15 protein-coding genes are annotated in these 18,382 nt (G+C 64.0%); 3 read left to right on the top strand and 12 right to left on the bottom strand.

Going from position 1 to position 18,382, the window contains the following annotated elements; translation table 11 throughout:
- Nucleotides 1–20 precede the first annotated feature (20 nt).
- The 7 genes from ACZXDY_RS16810 to ACZXDY_RS16780 all read right to left on the bottom strand — a co-directional run bounded on the left by ACZXDY_RS16810 (nucleotide 21) and on the right by ACZXDY_RS16780 (nucleotide 8,819).
- Nucleotides 21–1,025 carry an ABC transporter ATP-binding protein gene (locus tag ACZXDY_RS16810; RefSeq protein WP_464346259.1) on the bottom strand — a complete coding sequence of 335 codons (1,005 nt, stop codon included), beginning with the start codon at nucleotides 1,023–1,025 and terminating at the stop codon, nucleotides 21–23.
- Complete coding sequence (locus tag ACZXDY_RS16805; protein ID WP_028164339.1) at nucleotides 1,022–2,101, bottom strand: ABC transporter ATP-binding protein; 1,080 nt, start codon at nucleotides 2,099–2,101, stop codon at nucleotides 1,022–1,024. Before ACZXDY_RS16805 ends, ACZXDY_RS16810 begins: the two co-directional genes overlap by 4 nt.
- Complete coding sequence (locus ACZXDY_RS16800; protein WP_464346258.1) at nucleotides 2,101–4,527, bottom strand: CaiB/BaiF CoA transferase family protein; 2,427 nt, start codon at nucleotides 4,525–4,527, stop codon at nucleotides 2,101–2,103. Before ACZXDY_RS16800 ends, ACZXDY_RS16805 begins: the two co-directional genes overlap by 1 nt.
- A 140-nt stretch (nucleotides 4,528–4,667) precedes the next feature.
- Complete coding sequence (locus ACZXDY_RS16795; protein WP_464346257.1) at nucleotides 4,668–6,107, bottom strand: amidohydrolase family protein; 1,440 nt, start codon at nucleotides 6,105–6,107, stop codon at nucleotides 4,668–4,670.
- 14 nt (nucleotides 6,108–6,121) lie between these two features.
- Complete coding sequence (locus ACZXDY_RS16790; protein WP_464346256.1) at nucleotides 6,122–7,147, bottom strand: ABC transporter substrate-binding protein; 1,026 nt, start codon at nucleotides 7,145–7,147, stop codon at nucleotides 6,122–6,124.
- Between the two features lie 36 nt (nucleotides 7,148–7,183).
- On the bottom strand, nucleotides 7,184–7,960 hold the full coding sequence (locus ACZXDY_RS16785; protein ID WP_028164343.1) for an ABC transporter permease: 777 nt from the start codon (nucleotides 7,958–7,960) through the stop codon (nucleotides 7,184–7,186).
- A gap of 1 nt (nucleotide 7,961) precedes the next feature.
- Nucleotides 7,962–8,819, bottom strand: coding sequence for an ABC transporter ATP-binding protein (locus tag ACZXDY_RS16780; RefSeq protein WP_051396766.1), 858 nt, complete (start codon nucleotides 8,817–8,819; stop codon nucleotides 7,962–7,964).
- Between the two features lie 197 nt (nucleotides 8,820–9,016).
- On the opposite strand from ACZXDY_RS16780, the gene ACZXDY_RS16775 reads away from it, so the two are divergent.
- The 3 genes from ACZXDY_RS16775 (at nucleotide 9,017) to ACZXDY_RS16765 (ending at nucleotide 12,338) form a co-directional block, all read left to right on the top strand.
- Complete coding sequence (locus ACZXDY_RS16775; RefSeq protein ID WP_028164345.1) at nucleotides 9,017–9,775, top strand: GntR family transcriptional regulator; 759 nt, start codon at nucleotides 9,017–9,019, stop codon at nucleotides 9,773–9,775.
- A 5-nt stretch (nucleotides 9,776–9,780) separates the two neighbouring features.
- Nucleotides 9,781–11,016, top strand: a complete 1,236-nt coding sequence (locus ACZXDY_RS16770; protein ID WP_464346255.1) for an amidohydrolase family protein — start codon at nucleotides 9,781–9,783, stop codon at nucleotides 11,014–11,016.
- Between the two features lie 101 nt (nucleotides 11,017–11,117).
- The gene (locus ACZXDY_RS16765) at nucleotides 11,118–12,338 is read left to right on the top strand and encodes a mandelate racemase/muconate lactonizing enzyme family protein (RefSeq protein WP_464346254.1); all 1,221 of its coding nucleotides are present in this window, start codon (nucleotides 11,118–11,120) and stop codon (nucleotides 12,336–12,338) included.
- Between the two features lie 208 nt (nucleotides 12,339–12,546).
- On the opposite strand, the gene ACZXDY_RS16760 is transcribed toward ACZXDY_RS16765, so the two are convergent.
- The 5 genes from ACZXDY_RS16760 to ACZXDY_RS16740 all read right to left on the bottom strand — a co-directional run bounded on the left by ACZXDY_RS16760 (nucleotide 12,547) and on the right by ACZXDY_RS16740 (nucleotide 18,369).
- Nucleotides 12,547–13,782, bottom strand: a complete 1,236-nt coding sequence (locus tag ACZXDY_RS16760) for an ABC transporter substrate-binding protein (RefSeq protein WP_464346253.1) — start codon at nucleotides 13,780–13,782, stop codon at nucleotides 12,547–12,549.
- A 169-nt stretch (nucleotides 13,783–13,951) separates the two neighbouring features.
- The gene (locus ACZXDY_RS16755; RefSeq protein ID WP_464346252.1) at nucleotides 13,952–15,208 is read right to left on the bottom strand and encodes an MFS transporter; all 1,257 of its coding nucleotides are present in this window, start codon (nucleotides 15,206–15,208) and stop codon (nucleotides 13,952–13,954) included.
- Between the two features lie 85 nt (nucleotides 15,209–15,293).
- Entirely contained in the window at nucleotides 15,294–16,139 is an 846-nt protein-coding gene (locus tag ACZXDY_RS16750) for a CmcJ/NvfI family oxidoreductase (RefSeq protein ID WP_464346251.1), read from the bottom strand.
- A gap of 191 nt (nucleotides 16,140–16,330) precedes the next feature.
- Complete coding sequence (locus ACZXDY_RS16745; RefSeq protein WP_464346250.1) at nucleotides 16,331–17,272, bottom strand: ABC transporter substrate-binding protein; 942 nt, start codon at nucleotides 17,270–17,272, stop codon at nucleotides 16,331–16,333.
- Entirely contained in the window at nucleotides 17,269–18,369 is a 1,101-nt protein-coding gene (locus tag ACZXDY_RS16740; protein WP_464346249.1) for an LLM class flavin-dependent oxidoreductase, read from the bottom strand. The genes ACZXDY_RS16745 and ACZXDY_RS16740 overlap by 4 nt, the downstream gene beginning before the upstream one ends.
- Between the last annotated feature and the right edge of the window lie 13 nt (nucleotides 18,370–18,382).

The following is an 18,382-nucleotide window of genomic DNA, read 5'->3' as shown; positions in this document are numbered from 1 at the left end:
TCTCCTCCCGGCAATTCTTGTTAGTTTGGTGCGAAATTTGGATGGTCGGCGAAGTGGCAGGCGACCCAATGGTCAGGCTGAAGCTCGCGCCAGTCCGGCGTCTTCTGAGCGCAGAGCGCCTGCGCGTAGGGGCAGCGGGTGCGGAAACGGCAGCCCGAGGGCGGATCGATCGGGCTCGGAATTTCTCCCTGCAGCATGATGCGGCTGCCCTGCCGCAATGATGACGGCAATGGCCGCGGCTCGGCCGACAAAAGCGCCTGCGTGTAGGGATGCAGCGGATGCTCGGAGACGCGCTCGGTCGGCCCAAGCTCGACGAAGCGGCCGAGATACATCACGGCGATGCGCTCGCTGATGTGGGAGACCACCGCGAGATCGTGGGTGATGAAGACATAGGTGAGACCGAGTTCGCGCTGCAGGTCGGCGAAGAGATTGAGCACGTCGCCACGAATGGACATATCCAGCGCAGCCACCACCTCGTCGCAGACGATCAGCTTCGGCTTCAGCGTCAACGCGCGGGCGATCACCACGCGCTGCTTCTGCCCGCCGGAAAGCTGGTGCGGATAGCGCTCGCCGACGTCCTGTGGCAGGCCGACGCGGTCTAGCGCCTCTCTCGCCTGCCACTCGCGCTCAGCACCGGTGCCGACGCGTGCAAGCTCGAGCGGTTCCAGCACCGACGAGCGGATGGTCATGCGCGGATTGAGCGCCGCATTCGGATCCTGGAAGATGATCTGGTAGTCGCGGCGGTGGCTTTGAAATCTCTTCCGCGGCAGCGCCAGCGGATCGATTCCCGCATGCCGGATCGCGCCCGCGCTCGGCTTGAGCAGGAACACGAGCGCGCGGCCGATCGTGGTCTTGCCTGAGCCGGATTCACCGATGATCCCAAAGGTCTCGCCGCGGCGGACGTCGAAATTGACGCCATCAACCGCCTTCAAGGTGGCGCAGCGATCGCTGGTCTGAAACCGCACTTCGAGGTCTCGCACCGAGACGATCGTGTTCTGCGTGATATCGGGAGCAAGCGGCATCATGGCCTGCCCGCCATCGCGGTGATCGGCGCCGATGCCGCGTGCTGCAGCGCGCCCGGCAGATCGAGCTCGCGGAAGCGCCAGCAGCGTACCTTGCGGCCGCCTCCGGCGTCGAGCAATTCCTGCTCTGCCTCGCAGCCCTGTGCCGCATGGGCGCAGCGCGCGCGAAAGCGGCAGCCGTTTGGCATATCGACGATCGAAGGCACACGGCCCGGGATCGACGGCAGCCGGCCGTGGCGCGGACTCAGGTGCGGCAGCGAACGCAACAGGCCCGAGGTGTAGGGATGCAGCGGCCGGACCAGCGCGTCGTCGACCGGGGCGTCCTCAATCACCTCGCCGGCATACATCGTGATCATCCGCGTGCAGGTCTCGGCGACCACGCCGAGATCATGGGTGATCAGCATCAGCGCAGTGTTCGAGGTCTCGCTGAGCTCGCGGAGCAGCTCCAAAATCTGTGCCTGTACGGTGACGTCGAGCGCCGTCGTCGGCTCGTCCGCGATCAGAAGCTGCGGGCCGCAGATCAGGGCGGCTGCGATCATCACGCGCTGGCGCATGCCGCCGGAAAGCTGATGCGGATAGTCGTCGATCCGCCGCTCGGGCGAGGCGATGCCGACCCGGCGCAGCATCTCGAGTGTCTTCGCCCTCGCCTCTTCCTTGCCGGCGCCGGTATGAACGCGCAGCGTCTCGGCAATCTGGTGGCCGACGGTGAAGACGGGATCGAGCGCGCTCATCGGCTCCTGGAAGATCATGGCGATCCGACGTCCGCGGATCGCGCGCATCGCCCGCGCGCTGCAGGAGACGAGGTCTGTGCCGTCGAACAGGATCGAGCCGTCGAGGCCGGCGAGATTGCCCGGCAACAGCCGCAGGATCGAAAGGCCGGTGATGGTCTTGCCGCAGCCGCTCTCGCCGACGATGCCGACGCGCTCGCCGGGCGCGATATCGAAATCGATCTTGCGCGTCGCCTGCCAGACGCCGACCGAGGTCTTGAAGCGGATGCCGAGGCCGCGCACCGACATCAGCGGCGGCGCAGCGCCGGCCGCGGCTTCCGATCGGCCCTTTCTTGGTGCAGCCGTCGGCATCAACCCGCCGCCTGCTTCTTTTTCACGAGTTCTTCTTCCATCAGCATCTTGGTTCCGATGATGCCGTCGCGCTCAAGCTGCTCGATTTCGGCCTCCGACAGGCCAAGCATGCCGGAAAGAACCTCGTGGTTGTGCTCGCCCAGCGTCGGCGGTATCCGCCGGATCGGGAACGGGTGCGTGCTTTCACGAAACGGCATCGACGGCTGCGGATGCTTTCCGATGAAAGCGCGATTGACCTCCTGGATGAAGCCGCGCGCCTGAAGCTGTGGGTCACGCAGGAGATCGATCGGCAGCCGCGCCACGCCGGCGGCAACGCCTGCGGTCTGCAGCAGGTTCATCGCCTCTTCCGCATCGCGTCCGGCGGTCCAGGCCGCGATGGCCGCTTCGATCTCGCTTTCGATCCGTCGCCGGCCGGCGGCAGTCTTCAGCGTTTCGTCACTGGCCCAGTCGGCGCGTCCGAGCAGTGTTGCGAGCCTCAGCCACATCGCGTCGCTGGACGCGGCAATCACGATCCAGTTGTCTTCGCCCGCACAGCGGAAGCAGCCATGCGGCACGAAGTCCGGGTGACGACTGCCGTATTTGGTCGGCGGCTTGCCATCGATCGACTGCGCGATGATCCAGGGCGCGGCGAACGGCATCAAGCACTCGATCTGCGCAAGGTCGATGAACTGGCCCTTGCCGGTCAGCTTCGCATGGATCAGTGCGGTGAGCACTGCGGCGCAACCGTTGAGGCCGCCGACGGCGTCGCCAAAGGCGGTGTGGCTCATGACCGGCGGCCCGCCGGCATCGCCGACCACGCTCGGCAGCCCCGAGCCTTGCTCCAGGGTGGAGCCATAGGCGCGGCAATCGCGATGGACGCTGCCCGCGCCGAAGGCCGACATCGACATCATCACGAGCTTCGGGTTCAGCTTGCTGAGCACGTCATAGCCGAGCCCGAGTTTCGGCAGCACCTCGACCGAGTAATTGTCGACGACGAGGTCCGCATCCGCGAGCAACCGTTTGGCAAGACCGAGCCCTTGCGGCCGTGTCAGGTCGAGCGTGATGGCGCGCTTGTTGCGGTTCATGATGCAATAGCGCACCGACTTCTCGTACATCTTCTCCAGTACATAGGCCGGCCGCCGGTCGACGCCGCGCCACCAGTCCGGATATTGGATCGCCTCGATCTTGATGACGTCGGCGCCGAGATCGGCGAGCGTGCGGGTGCAGATCGGGCCGGCCCAGCCCATCGAGAAGTCGATCGCGCGGACGCCCTCGAGCGGCAGGCGGTTCGGCCCGCTCCGCTCCGGCAGCGGCACACGCGGCGGCGTCTCGATCTGTTGCTGTTCGCCGATGGCGGGAACCTTGCCGGCGCGGCGCGGCGGCGTGCCGGTTAACCGCTGCATGCAGCCGGCGGAAAATCCGCGCTCCTCGCCGATGGTGACGGGCACGATCGCGCCACGCGCCCGCTTCTCCTCATCGGCAATCAGCTCGGCGATTTCGGGCACCGGCACGATCGGGATCTTTCGTTTCAAGCCTTCGGCAAACCATTCCTGCGCGGTACGCTGCTTCAGGCGCGGCAGGAATTTGGCTTCGATCGCCTCGACATGCTGCAATCGATCGACGCCGAGGAACAGCTTTGGATCGTCGCGCAGCTCGAGCAGTCCCAGCATCTCGCAGAACGAGCGCCATTGCGCAGGGGTCACCGTGGTGACGCCGAGCCAGCCCTGCTTGGTTTCGTAGATTCCGACCGGAAAGGTCGGCCAGAAGCGGTTGACGCCGATCCGCCGCATGATATCGCCGCGGGAAAACGACTCGAACATGATGTATTCGGTCACGGCGATGGTGGATTCGAAGATGCTCAGGCGGCTCGCGCGCCCGCGCCCGTCCTGCATCCGGCCCAGCACCGAGGATGACGCAGCGATAAAGCCCCACAGCCCGGCCAGAATGCCGGTCTGGAAATCCGGCGCGTGCATCGGCGGCCCTTCGGTCGGCCCCACCAATTTGATCAGCCCGGTCAGCGCGCGAATGGTCGAGTCGGTTGCGGCAAAGCTGGCGTAAGGACCGACATCGCCGAACCAGTCAGCTTCGAGATGGATCAGGCCGGGATGCTTCTCCTTGATGGCGGGGAGATCGAGGGACGGACAATCCGCCGCATCGATATCGCGGCCGTCGAGCAGGATGTCGCAGGACTCGATGAGTTCCGTCAGGCGGGACGACGCGCTGGCATCCCAGCGATCGAACACGACGCTCGACTTGTTGAAGTTGAGGAACGCGAACCAGGCGCTCTCTCCTTTCGGAGTGAACGGCGCCGCGCGGCGAAGCGGATCGCCCGCTGGAGGCTCGACCTTCTGCACGCTGGCGCCGAAATCGGCGAACAAACGCGCGCAATAGCTGATCGCAGCCGCGCTCCCGATCTCGACAATCCGCAGATGCGACAACGCGCCCATCACGTTTCCTTAAGACCCCGCATGGCCAGCGCGAACGACGCACCGGCTCATTTTTTGTTGCGAACATCAAACCTTGCGGGCGCGATGATGCAAGCGGAAAATTCTCCCGCGTTGCGGAATTCGCTTTGACGTGCTTGCGCTTAGCGACAGTCGAATTGCGCTTCGAACCAATTTCCGAGCGAAGTCGAAAGCGGTTGCCACATGCGCTGGAAGTGCGAGAGTTTCGCAGCGCTACCGCGATAGATCACGCGCAACTCCTGTTCAATCGCAGGAAGATCGACGCCGGTGACACGACCTTCGCTGACGATCGTGCGTCCATCGACAACAACGTCCTTGAGCAGCGACGCATTGCCGCGCGCGAACAAAAGCTCGAGTGGATCGACCGGCACGATCTGGTCGCGATCGAGCCGATCGAGATCAAGTGTGACGAAATCGGCCGGCGCACCTGGCGAAAGCTCGCCGCTTCCCGGCGCGCCGGTCGCGCGGCGGCCGTTGCGGATCGCGAGCGCGAAGAATTCGGCCGGCGTCCAGGTCCGCTTGAATCCTGTGCCGCCGTGCATCATCTGCACCAGCCGCATCTCGCGCAGCACGTCGTCGTCCTCATCGAGCGCGAGCCCATCGACACCAACGGTCACGGCACAGCCGCATCTGTGCGCGGCGGCGATCGGCGCAAGGCCGGAACGCAGATGCATGTTGGAGCTGAAATTGGTGACAATGCGCGCACCGGAAGCGGCGATCATGTCCAGCTCGTCGGGGCGCGTATGGATGCAATGCGCGAGCGTCAGGCGTTCGGAGAGAAAACCGATGTCGCGGAGATAGCGGACGATGCCGTCAGGAAAATGCTGGTCCGCCCACGCGCGCTGGTAGATCGTCTCCAACAGATGCATGTGAATGCGGCGGCCGGTCAGCGCGGAATTTTCGGCGACGGCCTCCAGCAACGGTTTGGAACACCATTGCACACCGGCCGGGCCGAGCTGCACGTCTATCTTTGGGCCGGCAATCGCCGCGGCAATTGCGTCGGTCAGTTCGATATAGGCCTTCGGCGACATCGGCGCGCGGACGAACAGGTCCTCGATCGTCTTGCGGTCGTCACCGGATAGATTTGCGAGCACCGGCTCGGCGTCGCCATAGACGACCGGATTCTGGTCGCGCACGGCGATCGCAAAGGCGATGCGGATGCCGACGTCGGAAGCCGCGCGCGCGATCTCTTTGGCTTCCTCCACCAGCGGCATGGTTCCGCTCGGGCGGGTGTAGTGCACCATCATCGCGGCGCAGCCGGCGCGCGCCGATCGCGCCAGCGCGGAAGCCGCGGTGAGGTAGGGATCGACCGGCGAGCCCAATACGGAGCGGAGCAGCCAGCTCTCCAGGGGCATGCCGAGCGCGCCGAAGGACGATGCGGTCGGCCGCGCATGATCGTGGGCGTTGACGAAGGCGGGCAGGACGAAGGAGCGCGGCCTCGTTGGCGGCGCTCCCTGATCGATGGAGGTGATGATCCCATTGTCGTGCCGGAGCACGACGTCGTTGAGCACGCCGCGGTCACGACCGGCGAATAGGCTATGTGCCGGGACTCTGTTCGCCATGACCGCAGATTATCTCAGTTGGTGATGTAGACCAACTCCCGCTCCGCCCGCGGCGGCAGGAACTCGCGGCTGAAGATTTCGGACGGCGCCGGCGTGCGCGCGAGCTGATAGCCTTCGACGATGATGCCGATGGCGCGGGCCATGCGGTCATCCTTGACGTCGCCGACGCCGATCTCCTTCATCTCCGGCGAGACGATCAGCTTGTCGAAGGAATATTGCAGGCGGCGCTTCTCGACGTCGACGTTGATCAGGTTGTCGAAATTCACCGCTGCCTTCATGCCGGCATTCTGGTCCTTGGCGACCGCTATCATACCCTTGTTGACAGCGCGGACGAGGCCGGCGACGGCCTTCGGATTGGAGGCGAGCAATTTGCGCGAGACCATCACGCCGTTGGAATAGAGATCCATTCCGTAATCGCCGAACGAGAACCACTTGAAGTCCTTCTCGGGATCCTGGCGGTTCAGCACCAGGTTGAAGTAGCTGGTGATGTTGAAGACAAGCGCGGCGTCGATGTCGCCCTTGATCAGCATCGGCTCCTGCAGGTTTGGCGCCATGTTGGAGATCTTGATCTTCTCGCCATCGAGCCCGTTCTTGTGCACGAACACCGGCAGCAGCCGTGTGGTCGGCGTGCCCTGCGCTCCGCCGAGGGTGTGACCTTCGAAATCCTTGATGGTGTTGATGCCGCTCGACTTCTTCGCGACGATCGCGAACGGCGGCTGGTTCCAGATCATGTAGACCATGACAGGCGCATCCTGCGGCTTGGTCGCGGCATTCTGGATGATGGCGTTGACGTCGCCGAACCCGGCATCGTAGGCGCCCGACATGATGCGCGTCACGGTCGCGCCCGAGCCTTCGCCCTGGTCGATGACGACGTTGAGGCCTTCCTCTTTGAAGAAGCCATGGTCCTTGGCGTAGAAGAAGGCGGCGTCCGAGCCTTGCGTCTTCCAGCCGAGCGTGAACCTGATCGTGGTTTCCTCGGCCGCCGCGGTCCCTGCAAACAGGATTAGTCCCAACAGCGCGGCGCTCACTTTGCTTGGCATGACGACCTCATGAATGATGGTTGATAAAACTCTTTCTCAGGTGGCAATCACGTCGTTCTTCCGCGTGGCCCAGCCGGTGACCTGGCCTTCGATCAGCGAGAACACGACGTAGAGCGCAACGCCGAGGCCGGCGAGCACGAACAGTCCGGCGAACACCAGCGGCACGTTGAAATTCGAAGACGCGGTCATCATCACATTGCCGATGCCGCGGTTGGAGGCGACTGTCTCCGAGAGCACCGCGCCGACAAAGGCGTAAGAGATCGCGACCTTCAGTGATGCGAAGAAGAACGGCATCGTGCGCGGCAGGCCGACATTCCAGAGGATGTCGAACTTGCTGGCGCCCAGCGCCTTCAAGACGTCCTCGAGTTCGGGCTCGGTGGTGGCAAGCCCGGTGGCGATGTTGACGACGATCGGGAAGAAGCAGATCGACAGCGCGGTGAGAACCGCCGGCACCGTGCCGGAGCCGAACCAGAGCACGAAGATCGGCACCACCGCGACCTTCGGGATCGAGGAGAAGCCGATCAATAGCGGATAGGCGGTGTCATAGGCAGTCTTCGAGACGCCGATGAAGGCGCCGAGCACGACACCGAGCGCCACACCCAATACGAAGCCGAACATCGTGGTCGCGAGCGTCTGGATGATGTGCGGCCACAGCACCGGAAAGCGCTCGAACAGTGTCACGAAGACCTGCGACGGACGCGGCAGCACGAGATCGGACATGCCGGTCATCAGGCAGAACAGTTCCCAGGCGACGAAGAACAGCACGATCAGCGCCGCCGACCACGCCTTCTGCCTGATATCGAGTGCTGTCATCTCAGACCGCTCCTTCCTGCACTGCACTGCGCGCGTCAACGATCATCGCGCGCAGCTTCTGGTTCAGCGCGACGAAATCAGGCTCGAAGGTCATCGCCACCGTGCGCGGCCGGGCAAAGCCGACATGGCTGTCGTCGAGGATGCGGCCGGGCCGCGCGCTCATCACGCAGATGCGGCTGGCGAGAAAGCCGGCCTCGCGCAGATCGTGGGTGACCAGCAGCACCGTCGGCTTGTGCGTCATCCAGAGCCCCTGCAGGATCGACCACAATTCCTCGCGCGTGAACTGGTCGAGCGCGCCGAACGGCTCGTCGAGCAGCAAGAGGCGCGGCTCATGGATCAGCGCGCGGCAGAGGTTGGCGCGCTGGAGCATGCCGCCGGATAGCTGCCAGGGAAAGCGGCCACCAAAACCTTTCAGGCCAACCTGCTCCAACAGCGCGTTGGCCTTGTCGCGGAATTGGCTCTTGCGGAGTCTTCGGAACTGGGAGCGGAACGGCTCAACGATCTTGAGCGGCAGCATGATGTTCCGCTCGATCGTCATCCATGGCAGCATGGTCGGATTCTGGAAGGCCATGCCGACCCGCATCGCGCGCGCCGCCACCTCGCGGCCGCCGACGATGACGACGCCCGTGCTCGGCTGCACCAGGCCGCTGACCAACCGCAGGATCGTCGACTTGCCGCAGCCGGACGGACCGACCAGCGCGACGAACTCGCCGTCCGCGATCCGCAGTGTCGTCGTCGATAACGCCGGCACTGCACGCGCGCCGCGGCCGAACGTCACCGAGGCGTCGGATAGTTCAACGGCAATCGGCGCGCTTCCGGAAGGAACCGGCTCGCCGGAGAATTCGGAATTTGCTTGCATGCGCATCACGGCAGAAAGTGTATGCAAGCCAGATGCCAGCGCGGCTTTCCTACGGAATCAGCGGGATCAGGGGAATCGGCACTGCTCCGGCGGATTCTTTTTAGGCAATCGGCTCATCAAAGTGCATGCAATTCGTGCGCACAATTATTGGACGCCTGTGCTAAGAATCGGCACGCAAGCACTTACGGGACCAACCGATGGCGCCGCGCGCGGCCAGCAAGACTGCTGAATCGTCCGACAAGGTCAGCGTGATCTGCCGCGCGCTCCGCCGCGCCATCATCGAGCAGGCGCTGGAGCCGGGCGCGAAGCTGCCGGAGGATTCGCTCGGCGAGCGTTTCGGCGTCAGCCGCACCATCGCGCGCCATGCGCTCGGGCAATTGGCGGCCGAGGGGCTGATCGAACTGCGCCGCAACCGCATCGCCGTGGTGGCGACGCCGAGCTGGCAGGATGCGCGCGACGCCTTCGATGTCCGGATTCAGCTCGAGCGGCTCGTGGTGCGCCATCTCGCCGGCAAGCTCACCAAGGCGCAGATCGCGGAATTAAATGCGCATGTCGATGCCGAGGACCGTGCGCGCGGCGGCTCGGACCCGGTCTCGATCCGGCTTGCGACCGAATTCCACATCCTGCTCGCGCACATGACGAACAGCCCGATCCTGATCCGGTATGTCAGCGAGATCGCCTATCGCTGCTGCCTGACGCTGTCGCTGTTCAGCCGGCCGCATTCCTCGGAATGCGCCATCAACGAGCATCGCGCGATCATTGCGGCGCTGGTCAGGGGCGACGAGGAGAAGGTGATGAGCCTGATGCACAGCCATCTGGACTCGGTGGCAGGCCGCGCGCTGGTTACTCCGGTCCCGCAGCGCGGCCGCGACCTGCTCGATATCCTCGCGCCCTATGCCGAAGAGGCGGAGGGTGGCCGCGTCGTGAAACTGCCGAAGGCGGCGCGCGGACGCTGACGACGATGCCAACCGCCTTCGATCTCGTCTTCCGCAATGCGCGCACGCGAGGTGCGAGCACGCCGGTCGATATCGGCATCGCCGGCGGCCGGATCGCGGCGATCGAACCGCATCTCATTTGCGAGACGGCGGAAATCGATGTCGGCGGCAAGCTCGTGCTGCCAGGCTTCGTCGACACCCATATCCATCTCGACAAGGCCTGCCTGCTCGGCCGCTGCGCTCATGACCATGGCAGTGTAAGCGAAGCCATCCGGGCGGTGGCGGCGATGAAGCGCGACTTCACCGTCGAGGACATCTATGCCCGCGGCGCGCGCGTGATCGAGCGCGCGATCACCTTCGGCACGACGCGGATGCGCACGCATGTGGAGATCGATCCGCGCATCGGCCTGCGCGGCTTCGAGGCGATCAAGGCGATGAAGCGCGATTATGCCTGGGCGATCGATATTTCTCCGTGCGTGTTCCCGCAGGAAGGGCTGACCAACGATCCCGGCGCCGAGGAATTGCTGATCGCAGCGCTGCGCGACGGCGGCGAGGCGATCGGCGGCTGTCCCTATGTGGACACCGATCCGAACGCGCATATCGAGAAGATCTTCGATCTGGCGCAGGAGTTCGACGTCGACGTCGATCTGCATCTGGACTTCGACCTCGATCCGTCCTGGTGGCATATGGAAGAAGTGTGTCGCCAGACCGAGCGCCGGAACTATCAGGGACGCGTCGCCATCGGCCATGCAACCAAGCTCTCGGCGCTGCCACCGGATCGGCTGAAGACGGCGACCGAACGGTTGGCAAACGCTGGCGTTGCGGTCACCGTCCTACCCGCGACCGACCTCTATCTGCTGGGGCGCGACGCGACACATAACGCGCCGCGCGGCCTGACCATGGCGCACAAACTCGTCGCCCACGGCGTGCTCTGCTCTGTCGCGACCAACAATGTGCAAAATCCGTTCACGCCGTTCGGCGATGCCTCGCTGCTGCGGATGGCCAATTTCTACGCCAACATCGCCCATGCCAAGGTCAACGAATTCGATGCCTGCCTCGATCTGGTGACGGACCTCCCTGCCCGCCTGATGAACCTGCGGGACTACGGCATCAGCGTCGGCAATCCCGCTGACATCATCTTGCTCGATACCGATAGCGGCCGCGGTGCGATCGCGGAATTGCCCGAGGTGCTCATGGGCTTCAAGCGCGGCCGCCAGACCTTCGAGCGGCGCCTGCCGATGCTGTTTCCGCCGAAGAGCTAATCGCAATCTGCCGATCTGGATTGCCGCTGATGTGATTGACGCGCCGGCCGTTCCATTGTTGTTATCGACCCAACGAAACAAACAACGCCGGGCAGGAAACCATGGGCAAGTCGTCCAACATCAGAAGCATCGAAACGCTCGCCTGCGATGCCGGCTGGCGGAATTACCACTTCGTCAAGATCACAACCGAAGACGGTGTCGTCGGCTGGAGCGAGTTCGACGAAGGTTTTGGCGCGCCCGGTGTCACCGCCGCGATCGAGCGGCTGTCGACGCGGATCATCGGCAAGAACGCGCTGCAGCACGAGCGTATCTATGCCGAACTGTTCTCCGCGACCCGGCCGGCCGCCGGCGGCGTGGTGGCGCTGGCGCTCGGCGCGATCGAGAACGCACTGCTCGACGTCAAGGCGAAGGCGCTCGGCGTGCCCTGCTACGAGCTGCTCGGCGGCAAGATTCGCGACCGCATCCGGGTCTACTGGTCGCATTGCGCGACCTGGCGCATCAACCATCCCGACTGGTACAAGCCGGCCATCACCGACCTCGACGGCGTCAAAGCGATCGGCCGCGAGGTGCGCGAGAAGCGCTTCACGGCGCTGAAGACCAACATCTTCGTTTATACCGACGGCAAGCCGCAGGGCTGGCGGCCCGGCTTCGGCGCGCCGTTCGAGCCCGAGATCAATGTCGACCGCACCGTGCTGCGCAATCTCTGCATGCACCTGGAGGCGATCCGCGATGGCGCCGGGCCCGATGTCGATCTCCTGCTCGATCTCAATTTCAACGCCAAGACCGAAGGCTATCTGAAGATCCTGCGGGCGATCGAGAAGATGGACATGTTCTGGGTCGAAATCGACACCTTCAACCCGCAAGCGCTAGGTTACATCCGCCGCCAGAGCCCGCATCCGATCTCCTCCTGCGAGACGCTGCTCGGCCTGCGCGAGTTCCTGCCCTACTTCACCGAGCAGGCAATGGACGTCGCGATCATCGACACGCCCTGGAACGGCGTCTGGCAATCGATGAAGATCGCGAACGCCGCCGAACATTTCGAGGTCAACGTCGCCCCGCATAATTTCTACGGCCACCTCTGCACCATGATGAACGCGCATTTCTCCGCGGCAGTGCCGAATTTGCGGATCATGGAAACCGACATCGACCGGCTCGCCTGGGACCATGAGTTGTTCACGCATGTCCCTGACATCGTCGACGGCCACCTCGTGATTCCGGACCGGCCGGGCTGGGGCACCGAACCGAACGAGGAAGGCCTGCGCGCGCATCCGCCGAAGAGCAAGGGCGGCCTGCTGAATTACGGGCAGGCGGGGAAGAAGTAGGCTCTACCCATCCTACGGGACCGCTGTTTGAAATTGAATCAGAACCAACCCCGTCATTGCGAGCGGAGCGAAGCAATCCATGCCTTCGCAAGCGGCGAGATGGATTGCTTCGCTCCGCTCGCAATGTCGGCGTCGTCCCGGGCTTACGCGCCGCGACGAAGCCGGGACCCGGGACGACGGCGAGTATGTGGCGCCGCTCATTCCGAAATCACTTATCGCCAGGCGCGTTCAAAAATGCGCTTTCGACCACATCGCCGATCGGTTGCCAGACATTGCCGTCGAACTGCACCAGACGCATCTGCTTGATCGGGCGGAAATCGGTCGGGCCGGTGTTGATCGCGATGCCCGGCAGCGCGACCGGGTTGAGATAGTTCTTCAACGACGTAGCCTGGCGCATGATGTTCTCGCGCGACACATCATCGCCGCACTGCTTCAGCACCTGGACAAGGGTCTCCGCCACCGCGTAGCCGAAGATGGCGTAGCTGTCCTCCTTGTCGCCGTCGGGATAGTACTTGTCCATGAAGGCCGACCACGCCTTGATCGGCGGGTCCTCCTTCCATGCCGCATCGTCGGCGTCCTTCAGGAAGGATGTCGAGATCACGCCGAGCGCATTCTGCAATCCCGCTGGCCGCAGCGCGCTGGCGATCGAGGCCGAGGCATTGTCGAGGATGAAGACCGGATGCCAATCCAGGTCAGCCGCGATGCGAATGGCGCGGGCGGCGATCGCCGGCGCTCCGTTGAACACCAGTATGTCGGCGCCGGAATCCTTCAATATCTTGATCTGCACCTGGATCGAGGTATCGGACGCATCAAAGGCGAGATCGGCGACGATCATGCCGGCGGTATCGCCGAGACCTTCCTGCAATCCCCTGAACAGATCGCGGCCGAACTGATCGTTTTGCCAGAGCACGGCGATCTTGCGGTCGGGATAGGACGCCTGGATGTAATTCGCATAGATCTGGCCCTCCGCGCGGAAGGTCGGCTGCCAGCCCATGCTCCACGGATATGTCTGCGGATTTGCCCATTCCTCGTCGCCCGAAGCGACGAACAATTGCGGGATCTTCTTGTCGTTGAGATAGGTCCGGGTCGCGAGATTGCTCGGCGTGCCGAATGAGCCGAACATCAAGAGCACGTTCTCCTTCTCGACCAGTTCGCGCGTCTGCTGAAGCGCGGTGCGCGGATTGGAGCTGTCGTCGACGGAGATGAACTTGATCTTGCGTCCGTTGATGCCGCCGCGCTCGTTGACCATGTCGAAATAGGCGGCTTCTGCCCTGCCGATGGTCGCAAAGGCCGCCAACGGTCCGGTGTAGGGCATGACGTTGCCGATGCGGATCTCATTATCCGCGGCGCCTCCCTCGGACGCCTGCTGTGCGCTGGACGGCGCCCACGTGAGAAGCAGTGCGGCGACGAGGGACAGCGACAATCTTGCTTTTCTTTGTTGCATCGGCATCGCCTCAAACCTGCTCGAACGGCAGCCTGCTGCGTTCCCCCCACGACAATAGCGCGTAAATATGGGCAGAGAAATGAAATGGTGCGTTGCAGCGACCTAGCGATCATCGACGGTCAGCGCCGAAAGGAACTCCCGTCAGCGCCAACAAAGCGGAGAACATCGTCTATTTTATCGCCACCGCCCGGGACGTATAGATCAAAAACACCACCGTGCCGGCCAGCAGGGCTGCAGCCATGAAGATCATCACCGCCGGCAATCCATAGAGTGCCGCCACGGCGCCGGTTATGGACTGCATCAGTGCTGCGCCGAGGAAGAAGGAGAGATTGATCGCCGAAAGCGCCTTGCCTGCGCTCTGGGCGTCGACGAGCTGCCTGGTCATGCCGTAGAGCAGCGGCTGCGCCGAGACGGCAAGACCGATCAGGACGAACAGGACGAGATCATATTGCGGCGGCATGACGGCGACGCCAAACAGACTAGATATCGGGTAGCCCGGAGCTCCCAGGGCCATCAGGAGAAGCAGCAGCGCCGATACGAGATGGGATGCCGCAACGACGGTGCGCCGGTGGCCGAGCCTGCGATCGATCATGCCGATGCAGACCGGCCCAGCGATCAGCGCCAGCGTGAACATGCCGAGTTGGTTGCCGGCTTCGATGCGGGTGAGCCCCTTGACCTCCATCAGCCACGGGCCGCCCCACAATCCCCTGAGCACGAGCGATGCGGCCAGCGAGACCAGCGACAAGGCGACCAGGCCCCGGAGCTGATGGGACAGGCCGAGGCGCAAGACTTCCATCATCTGCGAAAGCGGCGACGAATCGTCCTTGTGTTCAGCCGGCTGTCTCGGCACCAGCGCGAACACCGCAAGCAGCACCGCGACACCACCGACCGCCGATATCCAGAACCCCGCGCGCCAGCCAAAACGCTCGACCACGAAGGCCAGTGGGCTCGACGACAGCAGCATGCCGATGTTGCCGATCGACAGGATCGCGCCCGACCACAGGCCAAACTTGAGCGGGGAAAGCTGTTTCGCAGCCAGCGTCATAGGGCACATCAGCATGCCTGATGTCGCGATCCCCAGCATGAGCTGGCCAACGAGGAAGCTCCCCGGTCCGGTCGCAAACGCCGATGCCACTGCCCCGAAGATGGTTCCGATGAGCAGGCCCAGGGAGACCGGGCGAACGCCGAAGCGGTCCATCGCGGCGCCGACGGGAACCTGCGATGCGGCAAAGGCGAAATGGTAGATCGAGGTCAGGCTCGCGAGCGTCTGCGGCGGCGTCGCGAAATCGGCGGCCATCAGGTCGAGGCTGATGGCCGGGATCGTCCGCAGCAGGGTCGATAGCATATGGCCGCAAGCCAGGGCCAACAGAGCATAAATCAGCGTGCGGGTACTGGACCCCGCATCTTCTTTGGTAACGCCGCCCACGAATCGTCTCGTCTTCCGAGGAATTTCGGGACGGCGTATCACCAATAGGCAGAGAACGCCAATCTCTGCCTAGGTATTGGGCAGTTTAGTGCTTATGGAACACCAGCGTCCGCACCTCGATGCTCTCGCGAGGCTCTGCATCAGCCGGCGTCGTCGGATCGATGAAGGCCGTGTGCGGCGCGAAGCGCGTGCGGCCGTCGGTTGCCGAATCGTAGCACTTGAGCAGCAGCGCTTCGTCGGGGGTCATTTCCGGGAAATAGAACCAGCGGTGGTTCGCATTGTATTTCACGGAATAGGTCTCGCCCTGACGGTTCGGATAGATCAAGTCGGAGGCGATGAGATCGCCCGGCTCCACCGACTGGCCGTCGCACATCGCCAGCGGCGCATCGCGCAGCGGCCCGCGGATCGGCCTCCACAGGTTGATCACCTGGGCGCGACCTTTGAGAAGTTCGTTGGCCTCCTCAGGCAGATGTTCGAAGACGCGGTTGCGGCCGGACAGATCGGTCTGGTCGACATGGACCCGAGTCGCCGGCTGGCGCGGCGTGCCGTCACGCACATCAGGCGCGCCCGCGACGCGCTTGCGCACGGTATGGTCGAAGATGACGACGCGATCCGCCTTCAACGTCGCCTTCAGGAAGGCTTCGACGGCGGGATAGTAGACGCGCCTGATTTCGTTATCGTCGTAATAGTTCCTCACCACGGTCGGATGCTTGACCAGGGCGAAGCCTTCGCGGTCGAGCGAAAACTGGCCCGCGATCAGACGTCCGTCGAAGATCGGAACGTTGTGGGGTTCGGGGAGCGCCGTCGACTTGGGCTCGCCAGGCGGCGGATCAAAGGCGTAGGTGCGTGGCTTGCCCGCTGTCGGGGCGAGATAATTGAGCTCGGCAGTGACGAAGGGAAGCGACTCGATCTTGGTTTCATGCAGGCCCATGGTGGTCTCCCGGACTCCCTATTGTTCGTTCTACTTCATTTTGGCCGGGTGAACCGCCCCGGCAAGGGAGGCCAAGAAATAGCAACGTTGACATTCTTGCGAGTATGAAACGTGGAAAATCCTTTCGGCGCTCTCGACTCGCCAAGCGGATTATTTCCGCCGATCACGCATTCGGGAGCGTGATGCCGGCCTTACAGACCCGTGCCCTTGCCGATCGCCGTCGCGAACGAGCGGTCGACGATCTCGGCGGCATTGAGCTGCTGCTTGATCAGACCCCAGCGGTGATAGAGATCGATGGTCTTCTGCTCGTCGCTCACGACGGCGTCATCGATCGGGGTGATCTGGATCTTGGCCCGCGCCAGCCAGTTCAGCGGCACCGAAGTCGGGATGTTCATCAGCTTGCCCCAGGTCTCGGCATAGCCGGCAACATTGTTCTGCGACCATGCCCGCGCCGCGGCGAGGCGACGGACGAAATCCTGCAACTGCTCGTGCTTGTCCTTGATCGCGCTCGGCGTTGCGACCTGAAAGCCGAGGCCGGGCGTGATGCCTTCGGCAGTGATTACGCGGCGCGACTTGAAGAGTACCTCTTCCTGGCTGACATAGGGCTCCCAGGTCGACCAGGCCTCGACCGACCCTTGCGTATAGGCGACCTTGGCATCCGAGGGTGCGAGGAAGACGATCAGCACATCGCTCGCCTGCCAGCCCCTGGATTCGAGCGCGGCCAGGATCAACTGATGCCCGATCGAGCCGCGGCCGGTTGCGATCTTCTTGCCGCGCAGGTCGTCGAAACTCTTGATCGCGGATGTCTCGGGCACCAGGATCGCGAGCCCTTCGCGCGACTGCCGCACCGCCGCGATCGCTTTCACCGGCACGCCTGCTGCGGCGGCAAAGGTGAAGGGCGCATCACCGACGAGGCCGGTGTCGATCGCGCCGGCGCTGAGCGCTTCCAACAGCGGTGCGGCCGCCGCGAACTCCTTCCACTCGATCTTGTAGGGCACGTCCTTGAGCACGCCGGCGGCTTCCATCACCGCCTGCGAATTGCCCTTCTGGTCGCCGACGCGCAGCGTGGTTTGCGCGGACGCGATGCTCGTGCCGCTGAGCGCGAGCAAAACAGCGAGAGCGAACCGGATCATTCGGCGGCAATCCCACGCGTCGCATTGCGCTGGACGATCAGCTTGCGCGTCAGCGGGATCAATTCACGGCCATAGTCGATCGCATCGATCAGCGGATCGAAGCCGCGGATCAGGAAGTGACTGACGCCGAGGTCGTAATAATCGGCGAACACCTCCGCCACCTGCTCGGGCGTGCCGACCAGCGCCGTGGTGTTGCTGTTGGCGCCAGTCAGCTTGGCGATCTCGGTCCACAGCCGCTTGTCGATGCGCGCGCCCTGGTCGGCAAGCGCAAGCAGCCGCTTCGCGCCCGCGGTGGCATGACCATCAGCTGGCTTACGGTAGCCGGTCTGGTCCTGCAATTCGGTGGCGCGCTCGAGGATCGACTGCGCCTTGGCCCACGCCTTCTCCTCGGTGTCGGCGAGGATCGGCCGCACCGAGAGGCTGAAGCGCGGCGCCGGCCGGCCGTGTTTGGCGGCAGCAGCGCGCACGCGCGCGGTAACGTCGCGCACCTGCGCATAAGATTCGCCCCACAGCGCGAAGGTGTCGGCGTGCTTGCCCGCGACCTCCACCGCGGCATCCGAGCCGCCGCCGACAAAGGTGTAGATGCCGCCCTTCTGATGCGGCTTAACTTGCGAAAAGCCCCGCTCGACCTGGTAGTACTTGCCGCGATAGTCGAACGGCTTCTCGCTGGTCCATTCCAGGCGGACGATGTCGAGGAATTCGCTGGTGCGCGCATAGCGCTCGTCCTTGTCGTCGAGCGTATTGCCGTCCTGGCGCAGCTCGGTGGCATTGCCGCCAGTGATGACGTGCAGCGAGACGCGGTCAGGGTAGAACTGGTCGAGCGTGGCGAGCTGACGCGCCAAGAGCGTCGGCGCGGTGAAGCCCGGCCGCTGGGCAATCATCACTTTCAACGTCCTGGTGATGCCGAGCACGTGCTGGGCGACCTGCAGCGCATCCGGCGTCGTCGAATGAAACGCGAGCAGCGCGCGGTCGAAGCCGGCAAGCTCATGCGCCTTGGCGACCGTCTCGAGATAGGGCGGATCGAGCACGGGACCGGAGCGCACGATGGTCTCGGACGCATTGTTGTTGGTGATGAAGCCGATGAACTCGACTGACATGGGGAAGCTCCGA

Source organism: Bradyrhizobium sp. LeoB3 (assembly GCF_055456055.1).
This window is presented reverse-complemented; position numbering and strand designations above follow the sequence as displayed.

Bases quoted from the DNA above. Each gene is read 5' to 3' on its own strand.
- ACZXDY_RS16810 (WP_464346259.1), bottom strand. From the start codon at position 1,025: ATGATGCCGCTTGCTCCCGATATCACGCAGAACACGATCGTCTCGGTG.
- ACZXDY_RS16805 (WP_028164339.1), bottom strand. From the start codon at position 2,101: ATGCCGACGGCTGCACCAAGAAAGGGCCGATCGGAAGCCGCGGCCGGC.
- ACZXDY_RS16800 (WP_464346258.1), bottom strand. From the start codon at position 4,527: ATGGGCGCGTTGTCGCATCTGCGGATTGTCGAGATCGGGAGCGCGGCT.
- ACZXDY_RS16795 (WP_464346257.1), bottom strand. From the start codon at position 6,107: ATGGCGAACAGAGTCCCGGCACATAGCCTATTCGCCGGTCGTGACCGC.
- ACZXDY_RS16790 (WP_464346256.1), bottom strand. From the start codon at position 7,147: ATGCCAAGCAAAGTGAGCGCCGCGCTGTTGGGACTAATCCTGTTTGCA.
- ACZXDY_RS16785 (WP_028164343.1), bottom strand. From the start codon at position 7,960: ATGACAGCACTCGATATCAGGCAGAAGGCGTGGTCGGCGGCGCTGATC.
- ACZXDY_RS16780 (WP_051396766.1), bottom strand. From the start codon at position 8,819: ATGCAAGCAAATTCCGAATTCTCCGGCGAGCCGGTTCCTTCCGGAAGC.
- ACZXDY_RS16775 (WP_028164345.1), top strand. From the start codon at position 9,017: ATGGCGCCGCGCGCGGCCAGCAAGACTGCTGAATCGTCCGACAAGGTC.
- ACZXDY_RS16770 (WP_464346255.1), top strand. From the start codon at position 9,781: ATGCCAACCGCCTTCGATCTCGTCTTCCGCAATGCGCGCACGCGAGGT.
- ACZXDY_RS16765 (WP_464346254.1), top strand. From the start codon at position 11,118: ATGGGCAAGTCGTCCAACATCAGAAGCATCGAAACGCTCGCCTGCGAT.
- ACZXDY_RS16760 (WP_464346253.1), bottom strand. From the start codon at position 13,782: ATGCAACAAAGAAAAGCAAGATTGTCGCTGTCCCTCGTCGCCGCACTG.
- ACZXDY_RS16750 (WP_464346251.1), bottom strand. From the start codon at position 16,139: ATGGGCCTGCATGAAACCAAGATCGAGTCGCTTCCCTTCGTCACTGCC.
- ACZXDY_RS16745 (WP_464346250.1), bottom strand. From the start codon at position 17,272: ATGATCCGGTTCGCTCTCGCTGTTTTGCTCGCGCTCAGCGGCACGAGC.
- ACZXDY_RS16740 (WP_464346249.1), bottom strand. From the start codon at position 18,369: ATGTCAGTCGAGTTCATCGGCTTCATCACCAACAACAATGCGTCCGAG.